At 66.4% G+C, this 16,396-nt stretch carries 15 protein-coding genes; 4 read left to right on the top strand and 11 right to left on the bottom strand.

The genetic code is table 11. The features are described from left to right. Window positions 1-18: 18 nt before the first annotated feature. The 3 genes from AC1DDG_RS13620 to AC1DDG_RS13610 are packed head-to-tail and all read right to left on the bottom strand — an operon-like array spanning window position 19 to window position 2,587. Window positions 19-981: a glycosyltransferase gene (locus tag AC1DDG_RS13620; protein ID WP_476876459.1), complete on the bottom strand. Its 963-nt coding sequence runs from the start codon at window positions 979-981 to the stop codon at window positions 19-21. Then, complete coding sequence (locus AC1DDG_RS13615) at window positions 978-2,054, bottom strand: glycosyltransferase family 9 protein (RefSeq protein WP_476876458.1); 1,077 nt, start codon at window positions 2,052-2,054, stop codon at window positions 978-980. Before AC1DDG_RS13615 ends, AC1DDG_RS13620 begins: the two co-directional genes overlap by 4 nt. Beyond that, window positions 2,051-2,587 (bottom strand): D-glycero-alpha-D-manno-heptose-1,7-bisphosphate 7-phosphatase, encoded by a 537-nt coding sequence (locus tag AC1DDG_RS13610; RefSeq protein WP_476876457.1) that lies wholly within the window; start codon window positions 2,585-2,587, stop codon window positions 2,051-2,053. Before AC1DDG_RS13610 ends, AC1DDG_RS13615 begins: the two co-directional genes overlap by 4 nt. Window positions 2,588-2,708: 121 nt before the next feature. On the opposite strand from AC1DDG_RS13610, the gene AC1DDG_RS13605 reads away from it, so the two are divergent. Next, window positions 2,709-3,644, top strand: coding sequence for a glycosyltransferase family 9 protein (locus AC1DDG_RS13605; RefSeq protein ID WP_476876481.1), 936 nt, complete (start codon window positions 2,709-2,711; stop codon window positions 3,642-3,644). On the opposite strand, the gene AC1DDG_RS13600 is transcribed toward AC1DDG_RS13605, so the two are convergent. Beyond that, window positions 3,539-4,459, bottom strand: coding sequence for a sigma-70 family RNA polymerase sigma factor (locus tag AC1DDG_RS13600; protein ID WP_476876456.1), 921 nt, complete (start codon window positions 4,457-4,459; stop codon window positions 3,539-3,541). The two genes, AC1DDG_RS13605 and AC1DDG_RS13600, sit on opposite strands and share 106 nt — an antisense overlap. Window positions 4,460-4,757: 298 nt before the next feature. Then, complete coding sequence (locus AC1DDG_RS13595; protein ID WP_476876455.1) at window positions 4,758-5,279, bottom strand: hypothetical protein; 522 nt, start codon at window positions 5,277-5,279, stop codon at window positions 4,758-4,760. 194 nt (window positions 5,280-5,473) lie between these two features. Between AC1DDG_RS13595 and AC1DDG_RS13590 the strand changes: the two genes are divergently transcribed. Together AC1DDG_RS13590 and AC1DDG_RS13585 are read left to right on the top strand one after the other, a co-directional pair. Beyond that, window positions 5,474-6,397 (top strand): hypothetical protein, encoded by a 924-nt coding sequence (locus AC1DDG_RS13590; RefSeq protein WP_476876454.1) that lies wholly within the window; start codon window positions 5,474-5,476, stop codon window positions 6,395-6,397. Between the two features lie 138 nt (window positions 6,398-6,535). Then, the gene (locus AC1DDG_RS13585; protein ID WP_476876453.1) at window positions 6,536-7,630 is read left to right on the top strand and encodes a YihY/virulence factor BrkB family protein; all 1,095 of its coding nucleotides are present in this window, start codon (window positions 6,536-6,538) and stop codon (window positions 7,628-7,630) included. A 70-nt stretch (window positions 7,631-7,700) separates the two neighbouring features. On the opposite strand, the gene AC1DDG_RS13580 is transcribed toward AC1DDG_RS13585, so the two are convergent. Genes AC1DDG_RS13580 through AC1DDG_RS13565 form a run of 4 tightly spaced genes read right to left on the bottom strand, consistent with a single transcriptional unit; the run spans window position 7,701 to window position 11,458 of the window. Further along, on the bottom strand, window positions 7,701-8,465 hold the full coding sequence (locus AC1DDG_RS13580) for a glycosyltransferase family 2 protein (RefSeq protein ID WP_476876452.1): 765 nt from the start codon (window positions 8,463-8,465) through the stop codon (window positions 7,701-7,703). Continuing rightward, window positions 8,455-9,843 carry a PIG-L family deacetylase gene (locus AC1DDG_RS13575; RefSeq protein WP_476876451.1) on the bottom strand — a complete coding sequence of 463 codons (1,389 nt, stop codon included), beginning with the start codon at window positions 9,841-9,843 and terminating at the stop codon, window positions 8,455-8,457. The genes AC1DDG_RS13580 and AC1DDG_RS13575 overlap by 11 nt, the downstream gene beginning before the upstream one ends. Next, on the bottom strand, window positions 9,837-10,970 hold the full coding sequence (locus AC1DDG_RS13570) for an acyl-CoA dehydrogenase family protein (RefSeq protein WP_476876450.1): 1,134 nt from the start codon (window positions 10,968-10,970) through the stop codon (window positions 9,837-9,839). The genes AC1DDG_RS13575 and AC1DDG_RS13570 overlap by 7 nt, the downstream gene beginning before the upstream one ends. Window positions 10,971-10,978: 8 nt before the next feature. Beyond that, on the bottom strand, window positions 10,979-11,458 hold the full coding sequence (locus tag AC1DDG_RS13565; protein ID WP_230119554.1) for a Dps family protein: 480 nt from the start codon (window positions 11,456-11,458) through the stop codon (window positions 10,979-10,981). A 224-nt stretch (window positions 11,459-11,682) separates the two neighbouring features. On the opposite strand from AC1DDG_RS13565, the gene AC1DDG_RS13560 reads away from it, so the two are divergent. Further along, on the top strand, window positions 11,683-13,746 hold the full coding sequence (locus AC1DDG_RS13560) for a hypothetical protein (RefSeq protein ID WP_476876449.1): 2,064 nt from the start codon (window positions 11,683-11,685) through the stop codon (window positions 13,744-13,746). Between the two features lie 268 nt (window positions 13,747-14,014). Here the strand turns inward: AC1DDG_RS13560 and lepB are convergent, their stop codons facing one another. Continuing rightward, on the bottom strand, window positions 14,015-14,575 hold the full coding sequence (lepB, locus tag AC1DDG_RS13555; RefSeq protein WP_476876448.1) for a signal peptidase I: 561 nt from the start codon (window positions 14,573-14,575) through the stop codon (window positions 14,015-14,017). Further along, on the bottom strand, window positions 14,563-16,167 hold the full coding sequence (locus tag AC1DDG_RS13550) for a multicopper oxidase family protein (protein WP_476876447.1): 1,605 nt from the start codon (window positions 16,165-16,167) through the stop codon (window positions 14,563-14,565). The genes lepB and AC1DDG_RS13550 overlap by 13 nt, the downstream gene beginning before the upstream one ends. Window positions 16,168-16,396: the final 229 nt, after the last annotated feature.

Below are 16,396 nucleotides of genomic sequence, written 5' to 3'. Positions count from 1 at the left end.
TCGCGCCGGGGTTAAAGCTCAGGTCCTGAGTTCGGCCAACACGGTGTCCCAGTCCGCCAGGAAACGGTCAAGACCGTAGCGTTCCAAGGCGGCCTCCCGCGCTGCCTTGCCCCGCCTGCGCGCCTCTTCGGGATCGTTGATGAGCAGTTCGGCGCACCGGCGAAGCTCCTGAACGTTGGTTGAGATGCCCCCAGCCTCGGGCGGAACGGCCCGCGCCGCCTCGGTGGTGGCCAGGGCCAGGACCGGCATACCGAGGTGCATCGCTTCCAGCAGCGCAAGTCCCAGCGACGTCCACCGGAGCGGGTGCACGTAGGCCCGGCAGCGGGCTAGCTCCCCGTGGAGTTCAGCGGTTTTCAGATCGCCGCGGATCCTGAGCCTCGAGGGCGGGATGCCGGTGCTGGCGTGAAGGCGGTCGCCGCCCATCCCGAAGACCTGGAGCGGGGCGGCCGCCGCGAAGCCGGGCAGCAGGTCCGTTCCGGTCACGCGACCCCGCCGGACCGGCTCGTTCACTACGACGCCCAGTTCCGGAACTTCGCCGGTGTAGAGGTAGCCGGGATCGGGGATGCCATGCTCGATGACCATGGTCGGCGCCCTGCCGCTGTCCCAGAAGAGCTCGTTGAAATGGGTCACGTGGACCACGGGAATCTCACGCTGGCCGGCGAGGGGATGCAGCGTAAAGGGGACATCGCCCTTGGGCGTGTTGTGCTCAACGTAGACGGCGGGCAGCCCGACGCCGGGGCGCCGTCCCAGCACGCGAGCCACCTCGGCGGCTTCCTCGGGACGCTGGAGGACGACGGCGTCAAGACCGTCCGCGTCGAGCCCCGCCAGGGAGACCTCCCGGACTGATGCCGGCCAGTCCCGGCCAGCGCGGCCCAGACCCCAGGGGCCGCCGTCGGGCAGAACCGGCAGGAGGTAGTCGTGCCGTCCACGGACGAAGGCATCCGTCCAGGAGCCATGAACATGCCAGAGGAGAATTCTCATTGGCTACGGACCTTTCTCCGGGTACTGAGGGAGGAGACACCGCGCATCAGCCGTTCAACCGCCTCCACCACCTGTTCCGGCGACACCGACCCCAGGCACGGGTGCCCCGGTACCGGGCAGATCCTTGCGCGGCTCAGCCGGCATGGCGCATTTTGATCGCCGAGCAGTTCCAGCGGAACGCCGTACGGCGCCCAACGGACCGCCGGCACCACGGGTGAGAACAGGCTCACCACAGGTGTCCCGACGGCGGCCGCCAGGTGGGCGGGACCGGTGTTGCCAGTGACCACCACCGCCGCGTTCGCCAGTACGCCCGCGAGAGTGTCCAGGTCCGTCTCCCCGCCCAGGTCAAGGCCGGAGGGGCCGGCCACCGTTGCCGTGAGCTCCCGCTCTCCGTGTCCCCCGGTCACCACCACCCGGTGGCCGGCACCCACCAGCAGTTCCACGGCGGCGGCATGGTGCAGCGGAGGCCACGCCCGCGCCGGGACCGCTGCGCCAGGATGCACCACCACGTACGGGCCCTCCCCCACGAGGTTCCGGACGTCCGGCGGCTCCTTGACCATGAGTTTTCCGTCGTCGCCTGCCGTGAGCTGAAAACCTGCCGCCCGGGCGATGCCCAGCGCCCGCACAGCTTCCGGCTGGTCCTCGGGAAAGTCCTCACCCGGCTTCAGCCGGACATCCAGGAGCGATCCGGCGTAGTCCGTCGAGGCCCCGGTGATGCGTCCCACCCCCGCAAGCCGCAGGAGCAGCGCCAGCGGGAGCGGGGACTGGTGAAACGACGTGAGGATGACAGCCTCGGTGATCCGGGAATTGCGGACAAAGTTCACCAGCGTGTCCGTGTGTGGACCGGTCACGGTCGGGGCGGGATTGGTGATCCATGGGCTGTCCCACGTGAAGACGTCCGCAACATCAGGCAGCAGCGCGGCTGCGGGCAGGCCCTGCGGCCCGCAGAGCACGACGACGTCGTTGCGGCTGCCGCCGTCGGCTCTCCTGCCGTTTGCCACGGCCCTGACGGCGGGGCCAGCCAGCAGAACATCGCCCGCGCTGTCCAGCCGGGCCACCAGAACCCTGCTCATGCCGGTCCCAAAAGCAGCAGGGCAACAGCCTGCTCGAGATCCGCTGCGACATCAGGGGCCGCAGCAACCTCCTCGTCCCGTGTCAGCGGTGTGGGAACAAGCACGCCCCTCGCTCCGGCGGCCCGGGCTGCCTCGACGTCGCTGCCGATATCGCCGATGAACGCCGCTTCCGATGCATTGATGCCGAGCCGGCTGCACGCACTGTGGAGCATGCCGGGGGCAGGCTTGCGGCAGCGGCAACCGTCCTCATCAGCGTGCGGGCAGACTTCCCACACATCAAAGGGCCCCAGAAGGTCCTCCACCCTTGCGTTGACGCTCTCCACCTGCCCCCGGGTCAGGATGCCACGTGCGATGCCGGACTGGTTGCTCAGGACCCCCGTTGCCAGGCCGCGGCTGCGCAGTTCGTCCAGGACCCGCCGCGCACCGGGGAACGGCCTGACCTCGGCCGGATCGCCGTTGTAGGGCACGTCCACAACGAGTGTGCCGTCCCTGTCGAACAGCACAGCCTTGAGCGGGGAAACGTTGCTCGCCATACCCCCTCCGTTCCCCTCCCGGGGAGACCTAAACAACCGGCAGTCCACTTCTTCGGACTAGACTCCTCGTCAGGCGGCCGGCCCGGGCGGCCTTCAGCCGAGGAGGCCAGCAGTGGAAGCAATGCACGCCAATCCTGGACAGCCGATCCTGTTGGTCCTGCGGGCGCTGAAACTGGGCGATCTGCTGGTAGCTGTGCCGGCGCTCCGTGCGCTGCGCCGCGCCTTCCCGGACCACCGTCTGCTCTACGCGGCCCAGGGCTGGCTGGCCGAAGCCGTGGACCTGGTCGGCGGGTACGAACTGCTCCCCACGCACGGCTTGGATGTTCCCATTCCGTTGGAAACCGGCCGGGTGGACGTTGCGGTGAACTTCCACGGCAGCGGCCCGGAAAGCGACGATCGGCTGGCTGAAATGAGGCCCGGAACCATTCTTGGCCACCGCACCCCCTCTAGGCCCGGACCGCGCTGGATCGAGGACATCCATGAACGTGAACGGTGGACCCGCCTGGTGCGGTGGCACGGCATCGAGGCAGACCCCGCTGACTACCGGCTGCTTCAGCCGGCGGTCCCCAGCCCCTGCCCGGGCGCCACGGTGCTGCACGTGGGCGCGGCATACGGCAGCCGTCTCTGGCCCGTGGAGAGGTTCGCCGAGGTCGCCCGGAAGCTGGCGTCCGACGGGCACCGGATAGCGTTCACGGGCAGCTCGGCCGAGCGGTCCCGGGCCTTGGATGTTGCGCGTTTGTCCGGGCTCGGAGAGAACCACGTCCTGGCCGGTACGCTGGGGCTGTCCGAGTTCGTGGCAGCCATTGCCGCGGCCGGACTCGTGGTCTCGGCCGATACCGGAGCGGCACATCTTGCCTCAGCCTATTCGCGGCCCTCGGTTGTGCTGTTCGGACCCGCACCGGTGGAAGTGTGGGGACCGCCGCCGGGACCGCACGTTGTGCTTACGGATGCTCAAGCCCGCCGGGGGGACACCTTCGCGGCGACGCCGGACCCGGCTCTCCTCGCTGTTTCAGTGGAGGACGTGCTCGGGGCCGTTCGTGGGCTGCTGCTCTCCTGATCCTCATCGGCCAGCAGCCGGCGCTGCAGGCGCACAAGAATGCGGGACAGGCGCCGCGACACCTGCATCTGGGAGACCCCGAACCGCCTGCCCAGTTCCGTTTGTGTCTCTTCGAGGAAGTAACGCCGGTAGAGCATTTCCCGGTCGTCAGGGTCCAGCTCCTGGATCGCATCATTCAGGCAGACCAGTTCTTCCAAATGCTCGATGGGCGTGTCTTCTGCGACCAGCATTTCTGCCATGGGCGGCCCGCCCCACGGATCCACAGTGTCGAGTGAATCGGGATGCATGCTGCTCGCCGCGGCCTGGGCTTCCCTGACGTCCTCATCCGAAACGCCCAGTTCACCCGCCAGCTCGTGAACGGTGGGAATATGGCCCAGGGATTGGGCCAGGTCCGGGGCCGTGCGCAGCAATTGAGTCCGGACGTCCTGCACCCGGCGTGGCGGCCGCACGGTCCAGCAACGGTCCCTCAGAAAGCGCTTGAGCTCCCCGCTAATGGTGGGGGCGGCATAGGCGGGAAAGCTTTCGCCCTTGTTCTCATCGAACCCCCTGGCGGCCTTGACCAGTCCCAGGTACGCCACCTGGACCAGGTCTGCGCGGTCCCTGCCCCGGGTGGCATAGCGCGAAGCAAGGGACTCGGCCAGGTCGAGGTAGTTCAGCACCAGATGGTTCCGGAAGGCATCGTGGAGGCGGCCTGCCTGAGGGGCCGGCCCCTTGGAAGCGTGCCCGGCAGACCCCTGACGAGTTCCTTCGATCTGGAAGTCATCGCTGGGCACGGCTGACATGTCCACAGTGGTGAGGGGAGGATTCTCTGGCATTGTCGGGGATTCCTTCGACCTGGATCTCGAGAAAGCCTTCGGCAAGACTTAGAAGAAGGAAATCATAAGCGTGCTTATTACACAATGGCTTTGCGGACGCCGTGGTGCATGTCGCCTGGCAGATCCAGCCCAGCCGCGACCGCCATCAAGGAAGTAATCGAGGGCATGGCTAAGGGTGCCCGGCGTCGTCCCGTCCCCGCCACTCAAACCGCGTCGCGCGCTGCGGAGCGCCTCGCGGGCATTTTCGGCCAGGGGGCGGCGGGGACGGGACTATCCGGACCGTATTGCGTTCGGTCCGTCACTCCCGCGGAGTGTTCCGGCGCGGATCGGCCGGGTTTGCCCCTGCGTCGGTCCGCGGATCTCGTCCGGCGTCTGCGTCGGCGCGGGGATCACGGTTACGGTCAGGCCTCATGTCACGGTCAGCATCAGTCCGCTGATCGGGGTCAACAACGGCCCCGGAACGGCGGCCACCTTCATCGTCCACATCCGGGTCAAGGGCGTCAGCCTTGGTCAGGTGCTTCTCCGCATCGCTTCGAAGGCCCTGCGCCTCGGACTGCCGCTTCTCGGCCTCCTGGCGGAGGCGGGCAGCCTCGACCTGCGCCTTCTCTGCGTCCGACTTGGCACGGAGCGCGTGGGCCTCATTTTCACGGGCCTCAAGTTCCGCATTCTCCCCCTCCCTGCGGATTTCCGCAGCGTGCTGACGGTTGGTTTCATCGCGCTTTTGCCTAAAGGCCTCCTTGCGCTTGCGGCTCGTCATGAGGAGCAAAACGATCAGGGCAACGACGACGATTCCAACAACGATCCAAATCCAGGCATCCACCGTGGATCCACCTCTTTCCATTTCCAGCACGGGCCGGCCACTGCGCCGAAGGCCGTCTTGCAGGCCTCAGATCGCGGCCGATTGAACTAGCGGCAATCGGGGTACTTACTATCTGATAGTAATCATGCTTACTATTTTACCGCCAGTAAAGCCGGTTGTGATCAGCAGCCCACCTTCTTTGAAAGAGAGCGATGATGACAGAAAGCCAATGGCCTCAGGACGGGAGCGATCCTGAAACCGCGGCCGCGCAGCACGCGGCCCCGCAACACCTCGCCGGCCAGCCCCGTGGGGGCGAACAGGGCACGGCATCCTCGAAAAAGGAACCAGCCAAGGAGGAGGCGGCGGGCGTCGCCCGGATGGCTGCGGATTCTGCCCGGACCGTATCCGAGTCGGCGAAGACCGAGGCTGCCCATGTCGCAGCCGAAGCACAGTCCAACGCCCGGGATTTGCTTCACCAGGCCAAATCCGAGCTGACCGGCCAGGCCGTCAGCCAGCAGCAAAAAGCAGCATCAGGCCTTCGAACCCTTTCGGAGGAGCTGCAGGCGATGGCGATGGCATCCGATCAGCCGGGGGTTGCCTCTGATCTGGTGAGGGAAGCCGCTGAACGCTCCTCGGCAGTAGCATCCTGGCTGGACGGCAGGGACCCGGGGTCAGTTCTCGATGAAGCAAAGTCGTTCGCCCGGAAGCGTCCAGGCACCTTTCTCCTGCTGGCAGCCGGTGCGGGTGTGGTCGCGGGAAGGCTCGCGCGTGGCCTAAGCGCCGGGGCACCTGAGGCTCCCGAAGGCTTCGTTCCCGCGGCCGGCACCGCCATACCGCCACCCGCGGTGGACCTGCCTGGAGCCGAGGCCGCGTCCGGAAGCTTCGTTCCCGCAGCCGGTACCGCTGTACCGCCACCCGCTGTGAATCTTCCGGGTCCCGACGCCGCCACCGCCGGGCTCTCCGGAATGGCCCAGTCCCCGGCCGTAACCCACATGCCCAGCCCATTGAATTCACCCCAACTGGCCGAGGATCCGCGGTCCAGTACACAGATTGCGGTCGATCCTCTGGCCGGCAAAGACCTTGCCGACGAGCCACTGGGGAGCGACCCGCTAACGCGCGATCGATCCAATCCCACGTAGGCGGCCGATGGTGAGTGGTCTACCACGGAACGCAGAAGCCAAGGCCAACGTCCACCAAGCCTGACCCAGTTGACTGCAGGCGGCAAATACTCCAATACCGGATCTTGCCGGCCGCAAAGTGCCCGAAAGGATGGTCCCATGGCCACGAACGAAGCCCCGGAAACCAGTACAGCCAAGGCGTCCACGGCGCCCGCCCCTGATGACGCCCGCAAGCCGGACAGCCCAACCGATGTCACCAAGCCCTCCTGGAAGTACATCGCCAAGAAGACGCTCCGGGAGTTCAGCAAGGACCAGTGCCCGGACCTCGCCGCGGGACTCACGTACTACGCCGTTCTGTCGCTTTTCCCGGCGCTGCTGGCGCTGGTTTCGCTGCTCGGCATCTTCGGCCAGGCGGAAAAAACAACAGCGGCCCTCCTGGACATTGTGCAGGGCATCGCGCCCGGCTCCACCGTGGACATGATCCGTGAGCCCATTCAGGAACTGACCAGCTCGCCGGCCGCCGGCTTCACCCTGATCATCGGCCTCGCAACAGCGCTGTGGTCCGCTTCGGGCTACGTGGGCGCTTTCGGAAGAGCCATGAACCGGATTTACGAAATCGATGAAGGCCGCGGCTTCGTCAAGCTCCGCGGAACCATGCTAGGCGTGACCTTCCTTTCGGTGGTCATTGTTGCACTGCTCGCGGCGATGCTGGTGATCAGCGGCCCGGTCGCGGAAGCTGTGGGCGGTGTCCTAGGGCTCGGCGGCGTATTCCTTGCCGTCTGGAACATTGCCAAATGGCCGGTCATCATCCTGCTCGTCATCGTTGTCATCGCCATCCTCTACTACGCCACCCCGAACGTCAGGCAGCCGAAGATCCGCTGGATGAGCATCGGCTCCCTCATCGCCCTGATCGCGTTCGTGCTGGCCTCGGTGGGATTTGCGTTCTACGTGGCCAACTTCTCCAATTACAACAAGACGTACGGCGCAATCGGCGGCGTGATCGTCATGCTGCTGTGGCTCTGGATCCTTAACATGTCGCTGCTGTTCGGCGCCGAGTTCGACGCCGAGATGGAACGCGGCCGGCAGCTACAGGCCGGCATCGAGGCGGAGGAAACCATCCAACTGCCGCCCCGTGACACAAAGAAGAGCGACAAGCTCCAGGAGCAGGAGGAGGAAGACATCCGGCACGGGCGGGAGCTTCGCGAGAAGCACGCCGACCAGCAGAACGGGCAGGACCGCGCCGACACCAAGTGACGCACCCGCCTTCAGCGGAAGAACTTCAGGGGAAGCGGGGGGCGGCGGCAGCCGCTCCCGGGCCTGTTGGCTAGCCGCTGCGCAGGGCGGCGGCGGTCTCCACCCCGAGCGCCCGCAGGTAGGCACCAAATCCGTGCGGCGCACGGGCGGAGGTCCGCCCCGAGGTGAGCACGCGTGTGCTGTCCGTTGCCACGACGGCACACCCACGGCGCCGCAGCCGGTCCACGAGTACCTTGTCTTCCGCGGAGCGCAGTTCCGGAAATCCACCGGCCAGCAGGTAGGACGAAGCCCGGACACCCAGATTTGCACCGTAAATGTGAGGGTGGTCTTCCTCAAACGGGTGCCTGACCCGCCACCGCCGGAGGACCTCCGGGTCCACGTCCCCGGGGTCAGGTTCCACGGAGCCCAGCACCACGTCCCAGCCGGCGTCGGCGAATTCGAGCTGGCGCCACAGCCAGCTCTCGGGGACGCACGAGTCAGCATCGGTGCTGGCGAGCCAGGTGCCCGCCAGTTCTGACTGGCAGCCGCGCAGCGCCGCCGAAATTCCGGCGGACCTGCTTGCGCCTGCGTTGTGGAACCGCTGATGCATCATCGTGATCCGGTGGTCCAGGCTGGCAAAACGGGCCACGATCTCGGCCGACCCATCGGTGCAGTGGTCCAGCACAACGGTAATCCCGACGACGGTGGCCGGCTTCCGCTGCATGACGGCCTCCACCGCCGCCCGGAGTGCGTCAAGTGCCTGCTTCAAGTGGCGCTCCTCGTCGTGCGCCGGCATGACCACCTCAACCCGGCGGATCAGGGGACGGGCCTGCGAACGGATTGACTCAGGTGCCATGCGCCGGCTCCGGGTCCTGCTGAATCACCGGCGCGAGGAACGCCTCCAGCACGAAATCGCGCTCCCGGTAGAGTCCTGCGGTTGGCCAGCGCAAGCGGTCCCTGGCCAGTGCGTGGACGGCGTCGCCGTCGAGCTCCCAGCCGGAAACCGGGTGCCGCCAGTGGCAAAGCAGCAGCGTTCCGCCGGGCGCCAGCGCCACAGCGATGCGCCCGAAAAGCTCCCCGAGTTCGGCGGTTGTTAGGTAGTAGCCCACCTCCGAGACCACAATCAGGTCGAAGTTGCCGTCCGGCCATTGCTGCGGAAGCGTCAGGTGCCGCGCCTCCGCGCCGGCGAAGGGTGCCAGCCGCCGTGCCGCCCGCACCAGCGCTGCGCTGCTGGCGTCGACGGCCAGGAACCGCCCGCACCGCTGTACCAGTTCGGCACTCAGGGTGCCGATCGAGCAGCCGATTTCCAGCCCGGCGTCGTACTTTGGCTCCGGCAGCGCCGCAAGCGTCAAGGCGCGCTTGCGCTGCTCATACCAGCTGTCCTCGTACCCCCATGGGTCCGCCGTCCCGAGGTGCACGGCATCAAAGATGCCCTCAGCGTCCGCGGCGCCCCGCCTTCCGGAGACCGGGGGCTGCCAGGCAAATATCTCGAAGGCCCGCTCAAAGTGGCCAAGGAACTGGTCCGTGAGGAGCACTTCGTCGCCGCGGCGCTCCGACAGTGGCTGGACCTGCGAGGAGTGGGACCGCATGGCGTCACGCTTTGCCCGCTGCTCGCCGTCGCTCAGCGGAAGTCGCAGCCAGTTCTGCCAGGCCTGGTGCTCCGGCGCCGCCCAGAGCCAGTACCAGATGGGGTATTCCAGCAGCCCGTGGCCGCCGGCCGCCGCGACCTCCGCTGCAACAGCCCCCAACGTGTCGTGGTCGATGTGCCCGTCGCCGCGGTAAGGGGCAACCAGCGCCAGCCGCTCCGGAGGTCCGGGGTGACGGCCAACGGCCTCCGCCAGGTGCCGCGCGATCACCGCGCGGTCCTGGGCGAGTTTGCCGTCCCCCAGCTCCAGGAACTGCCAGCGCCCGGCCAAGCCGAGCCCGGACATGGCAGCCGCAAACTCGGCCAGCCGGACGGCCGCAAGCTGCTCCGGCGTTGTGGTCGGAGAGCCCGGGTGGGAGGCCTCCCCCGCCGAGCACAGCAGCACCTCCACGTCGGCACCGGCCCCGGCCAGCCGGGAAAGGAGGCCGCCCGCACCGAGCGATTCGTCATCGGGATGGGCAGCGAGCAGGATGAACGTCATATCAGCCAGCTCGCCGGAATCCAGCGGAAGTTCGCCCAGGCACGCGAGCCCGCTTGCCGCCCAGTCAGCCTCATCCGTGCCGCTGTCCGTGTGGGCAAAGGTCACCACTCGTGATCCCCCTTCAGGGTCAGCGCACCGAGCTGGGCGTCATCCCGCATCGCGTGATGCTGGCGGACGTACAGCGACAGGTCCGCCATGCACTTGCCGTACCGTTCGTCGAAGGCCAGCGGCCCCGGCCCCAGGTTTTGGCTCACCAGGAGCTGGACGCGTTCGACGGCGGCAGCAACAGTTCCGCGGACGCGGAGCGCCTCGCTCCACGCACCGGGCTCCTGACCGGCCCCAAGCTCCTCCGGCGACGGTTCAGGAGACTCGCTGGCTCCACGCTTCCCCGCGCTGCCCAGCAGGCCGCGGTCGATCAGCTCAGCGGTCCTGGCGAGATCCCCGATCGCTGACGTGAGGATACGGTCCACCTCGCCAAGGCTGGCGAGGGCCACCTGATCGGGCTGACGTTGGGACTGGGTCCCCCCAATCAGGGCGGCCTTAAAGTACCTGCCCACCGCTACTGCACCCCCCAGCCAGCATGCCGCCACGCCCATGCCGCCCCAGGCGAAGCCCGGCCGCTGGAAGTACCACCCCTCGTCGCCAAGCGGCACTCCGGCCACTCGGTCGAAATGGACAGTGCCGCTGGGAATTTCCCTCAGGCCCAGGCTGGTCCATTCCGGGTCGGCGCAGGTCACGCCGGCATCCCTGAGGTCAACGGCAAAGGCACCGCGGCCGCCATCAGGAGTGTGCGCGGTGACCACGGCGTGGTCCACGAATTGTGCCAGCGAGCACCATGGCTTGGACCCGGTGAGGTTCATCTCTCCCCGCGTGTCTCCGGACTCCGCGTTCAGCCGCGTGCCGGCGCCTTCGGCAGCAAAGACACCCCAGGTTCCGGTGAAGGAACCGGCCTTTCCTGCCTGCGCAAGGATGGCGCCGGCGTCCAGGTGCGGTTCAAGGATTCGGCCTGCCGCCACGTCGATGGAGGCAACGGAAGCCAACAGTTCCCACAGCCTGGCTGTACCTCCGTCGCCCGGCTTCGGCGCGGTCCGGCCGGCCTCCTGGGCTGCAGCCAGGAGTGCGGGAACGTCCCCTACGGCGGCCGCAACTGACTCGAGGGCGGGAGCAAGTTCGCCGAGCTGCTCCGGCGTTGAGCTGATGCGGACGGCCTGCCAGCGGCGGTGCGGCGGGCTCATCAGGCTGCTCAGTCTCCCGCCGGTGAGGTCACCGACGCCGTGGGGGTCATGATTTCCGCGTTCACCATCCATGCCAGCTGCTCCAGCCGCGTGATGGCCGCGTGCAACAGGTCGGCGCTGGTGGGGTCTTCTTCGTCCACCTCGTCATGGACGTCCCGCATGGTCTTGACGGTCTGCTCCAGCCGCGCGGTGATGAGCTTGACCGTGTCCTTCGTGGAAGTCAGGCCGCCGGGGAACTGTTCCAGCCTGGTGTCCGCTGAAACTGTCGAGCTTCTGCCGTCCGGAAGGGCGTGCAGGGCACGCATGCGTTCCGCCGTCTGGTCCGCGAACAACCGTGCACTGGCGATGATTTCGTCCAGCTGCAGATGCAGGTCCCGGAAGTTGGTTCCCACCAGGTTCCAGTGCGCCTGCTTCCCCTGCACATGGAGTTCGATCAGGTCGGTGAGGACCTTCTGCAGGTTGCTGGCCAGGGTCTGGGACGCTTTCATTTCTTCCTCCGCTGCTGTTGCCCGGCACCGGCCCCGAGCGGCCGGCCAAGATGATTCCAAGCATACTTATCTTCCGGTGGGTGCGGGCACGGCGTCCTGCCTTCCAGGGGCCGGGGGGTGCCGCCGTTCTCGGACTCCCACCGATTCCAACGTTGCCAAAGGTTTTCACAACTCGGGCAACGTTTATTGGTTGCCATCAGCGCCATACCTGAGGAGATATACCAATGGCAACCAACCCACCCAATGGCTCAGTCCATCAGCTGAATCCGCGATTCTCTCCACCGTTTGCCGGCCCGATTGCCGGGCGGTTTGGCGGCCGGCGGACCATCGCGGCCGCGGCAACTGTCCTGCTGTCGGTGACAGGCGTCACCTCGGCCGTGGCCGCGACCCAGGTGACCGAACAAAATCTGGCCACCAACAAACTTGTTTCAGTCGGTCCGGTCAATGCCGAGAACGGCTTCCCCTCCTGGTACGAGGACCGGTCGGGAACACGCGTAGAGCTCTGCCTCGACGCGGAAAACCCGCTGTGCGGCTTCCTGCCTGGCGACATCCCCAATGACACAGCGCCCATTTCGTTCCCTGACAACTTCCCCCAAGAAGCGTTCTACATGCTCGCCAGCTCCGGCCTTGACCTTCCCGGCGGCGGAAAGGCCACCTTGGTGCTCGGCCTGGAGGCCGCGTTCGCCAACACGGTCACGGACGGCGACCAGATGGTCTTCGGCCGTCAGAGGATTGTGGTGAAGGGCGGTCCCGCAAATGCCACCCTGACCTTCCAGCATCCCTACGGGACCATCACAGTCGACACTGACGGCACGGGAGCCGGCAGGCTCGTGGAGGACATCTCCCCCGCCGTGGGCAACTTCACCACAGCACTTAAGAGCAACATCGGCCCCTTCCTCAAATGGGATCCGGCCACCGCCCCGGCTGCACCTGCCGGGTACCTTGGGGATCCGAACCAGGACCACACGGTGACAGGCGGCCTTCGTAACACGTTCTCCGTCAGCGGCGGCGGACTCAACCTGTCAACCAATCAGTTCACCCTCCAGGGAAAGATTGCAACCAACAGCGGCGTGAGCGCCGATTCTGCCGTGGTCAACGGGAACATGATCGATATCTTCGCCAGCAGCAAGCCCGCGGCCCAGCTGCAGGTCGAGGCACAGGCAGGGAAATTCGCTCTCACGCCGATGGCCACGGATGCGGACTCCGGCCGCTTCTACGCCCGGATCCCGTTCACCGGAACCGCACCAACATCGGTCAAGATCACCAACATCGCCGACAAGCCCGCCAGCAGCGGCACCATTTCCGTGACCAAGCCCAGTAGCATCACGGTCACGAGCGCCACCTTTGACGGGGCGAAGCTCAACGTAGCAGCCCTCTCCAGTTCAGGCGACCCACTGGAAGTCGTCGGAGTCGGACCTTTGGTCAACCCCGCAGCTGCCGGCGCGCCAGCCCAGGGCTCCTGGACCCTCAATGCGCCACCCGCCAAGGTAACGGTGAAGAACGCCGCCGGGGACACGGCATCCCTTGCGGTGAGCGTCTCAGGCGGCACTGCCACCCAGGCAGGACTTCCCCCGCTGAGCCCAACACCCGATCCCGGTCCCGTAGTTGACACAGGGACCGGCACCACGCCACCAGGCGGCGGCACCACCACACCACCGGGCGGCGGCACCACCCCGCCAGGCGGCGGCACTACCACGCCAACCACGCTGAAGGCAGCGGCGACGCCGGCATCAGCTACGGTAGCCCGCGGCGCAAGTGTCCAGCTTGACGGCAGCACATCAACCGGGGGCGTCAGCTACAAGTGGTCGCAGGTGGACGGACCGGCCGTGACGCTGGCCGGCGACACCACGGCCAAGCCGACCGTTGCGGTTCCGTTCTACGCCAAGACCACGGACACTGCTCCGGTGCCGGCAGCAGTCGCAGGACCTGCCCATATCAAGCTGGTCGTGACCGCCCTGGACGGCAGCACGAGCGAGACAACCGTTGCGCTGACCATCCAGACCGACGATGTGGCAATCGATGCAGGCTCCCGCCATCGCATTGGCACCGAGCTCCGGATCACCGGCACATCCGCCCTGGCGGGGAGCACCGGCGTTCTGACCCCGGCCACGTCGGTTGTGATCTACGACATGACCAGCGGTACCGCGGTGAAGATCGGCACCGCACAGGTCGACACCCTCGGCGCCTGGTCCTACAAGGCCAAGCCCGGACCGACCAGGCAGATCACCAGGGTCATGGTCCAGTCCACTCGGGGAGGCACGGCAACGTCAGCCATCGCCACCCGTTGATCCGCACCGGCTGACACGTCAGCGCACAATCCAGGGCCCCGTCCGCACCGCGGACGGGGCCCTGTTGCTGTGCCGGGACGGGCCTGGCAGTCGAACAACCCTTGGCAGACCAAGAACCCTGACTTAACGACAACCCTGACCCACCGACAACATAGGAAAGCGGCCCGGGCTCTGTGAACTGCTGCCCGGGACCGCCTCCTATATCTGTCGACCCTACGTCTGTCGACCCATTGTGCCTGTTGCCGCTTCCGCCGGCCCGGCAGGACGCCTAACGACCCGACGGCGGCCACAGCACGGGCGGCCACAGCACGGTCGCCTGCACGTTCTCCAGCGGGACGCTGCCGTAGATGCGTGAGTCGATGGAGCCGGACCTGTTGTCGCCGAGGACGAAGAGGTGGCCCGCAGGTACGGTGACCGGACCGAAATACGTGCCGTCAATCCGGCTGTGGTCGATTCCCGGCTCAGGCTGCGGCACGCCGTCCACGACGAGGACGGAGTCTTCGATGGCAACGGTCTGGCCTTGAAAAGCGATGGCACGCTTGAGCGCCGGATGTCCGTCCTCGGGGCTGGTGAAGACTACGAGAGAACCGGCTGTAAGACCGCCGAGGGCCGGTCCGGCTTTGTACAGCAGGATCGTGGAGCCCCGGGGCACCGCCGGTTCCATGCTTTCGGAGCTCACCGTCATGGGCTCAAGCACCCACAGCCGGGTGGCGAGCAAACCGGCGGCCAGCACGGCCGCCGTCGTGGTTTTCTTCCCCCGAAAGCCCTGCCGGGAAACTCCGGCAGGGCTTTCGGTTCTTGCTACTGGCAGGGGGGCTAGGCGTCCCATTGTGGAAGTGCCGCCGTCATGGGGTCGCAGGGATCGTAGTCGTCTTCCTTCAGCCCGACGCGGAACTGGACCATCATGTCGTGGTCCTCGTGCGGAAGGTTATGGCAGTGCACCATGTACCGGCCCTTGTGCGGACCGAACTTCATGAGGAGCCGGACCGTCTCGCCTTCGCCCACATAGACCACATCCTTGGGACCGAGTTCCTGCGGGAACGGGGCCTTGCCGTTGCGGCTCAGGATTTTGAAGTCAACAAGGTGGATATGGACCGGATGGAACCAGCCTCCCGACTTGTTCTCAAACTCCCAGATCTCGACGGCGTCAAGGTCCACTTCCGCGGAAACCTTCTTGTAGCCGCTCGCGATGACGTCCTGCCAACTGGTGTCATCGATGGTCCACATGTTGGTGGTGTCGTTCCGCTTGACCCTGAAGCGCCGGACCTTTTTTGCCTGCTTCTCGGTCAGGGCCATGACCTCATTGCCCGGAGCCAGCAGCGTGGGCATGGTGTTCCAGGTGGCGTCGGCGGTGTTGACGGGCTCGTCGGTGACGTCGAAGGCCATGACCTTGTTCGTGAAGTCGTAATCCACGTTGTTCTTGTTGGACAGGTTCCGCAGTTCAATCCGCTGGCCGGTCTTGTATTTGCGGAAGTCAATCAGGACCTCATACCGTTCCGCGCCCGCGTGCCGGTAGTTGGCCACGCTCTGCGGCTTGGGCATCAGGCCGCCGTCGGTGGCCACGACCACCAGGGGATCTCCCGTGCTGAGCGTGAGCTTGAGCGAACGGGAGATGCTGCAGTTCAGGATGCGGAAGCGGTAGATCCGCTTTTGGACCTTCATGACCGGCCACGGCTTGCCGTTGACCAGGATGACGTCCCCCCACAAGCCCGAGTGCGTGTTGTCGTCATAGCCCAGGGCGCCGTTGGCCGCGAACATCGCGTCGGAAATTACCAGCGGCACATCGTATTTGCCCTGCGGCAGGAGCTTTCGCTCAACCGGATCGTGCATGTGGTACTGGGCCGCCAGCCCCGAGTAGGCGTTCTGGGCCGTGAAGTGGACACCGTGGTCGTGGTACCAGAGAGTCCGGGCAGGCTGGAAGTTGGGGTAGTTGTAGTCCTTGAAAAATCCGGGGTGGGTAATGTCGCTGGCGTACCCGTCATACTGCGGCAGCGAAGCCGATCCGTGCAGGTGGACCGACGTTGCCAGCACGTGGCCATCGTTGGGGTGCGTTGCCGGCAGCTGGTTGCGGACACGCAGCACGGCCTTGGTGCCCTGGTCGAGGCTGATGGTGGGTCCGGGAAAGATGCCGTTGTACCCCAGGATCGGAGTCTTAAGCCGCGGCAAAATCGAGGCCATGGCCGCTTTTTGAGTCAGGGTGTAGTAGTTCACAGGCCCGCCGTCGGCGGGGTCCACTCCCACCCGGTCCGGCTGGAGGACCGGGGGCTGGACAAAGGCTGACTGGAACGGCTTGGGCATTTCTGCACTGCTGAGGCGACTGGCCGACTTGGCTTCCACTTCGCGGGACGGAAACGAAAGCGCGCCAGCCCCCAGGGCACCTAATCCACCCAGCAGCAGGACTTGTCGTCTTGACACGGTCATTGCCAGGGCTCCTTTCGAATGATTGCTCCGAGCATGCCGGGCGATTCTTGGGAAAAGGTCCGAACAAGTGACTCCCGGGTAACAAACAAGGTCCGCCCACCCCTATTTGGGCCCCCTCAAATCGATGGTCTAACCCCTCACGCCGGGCGCGGGCCCCTTGCGGGGGCGGCGGGTGGGCCCATCCGGGGCGCGGCCCAGCGGGAAATTCCCAAGTCCCGGCAGGCAGGCT

Source organism: Arthrobacter sp. 10L430, from assembly GCF_056395245.1.
Note: the sequence above shows the minus strand (reverse complement) of the source record. Positions and strands in the feature narration are given on the sequence as shown.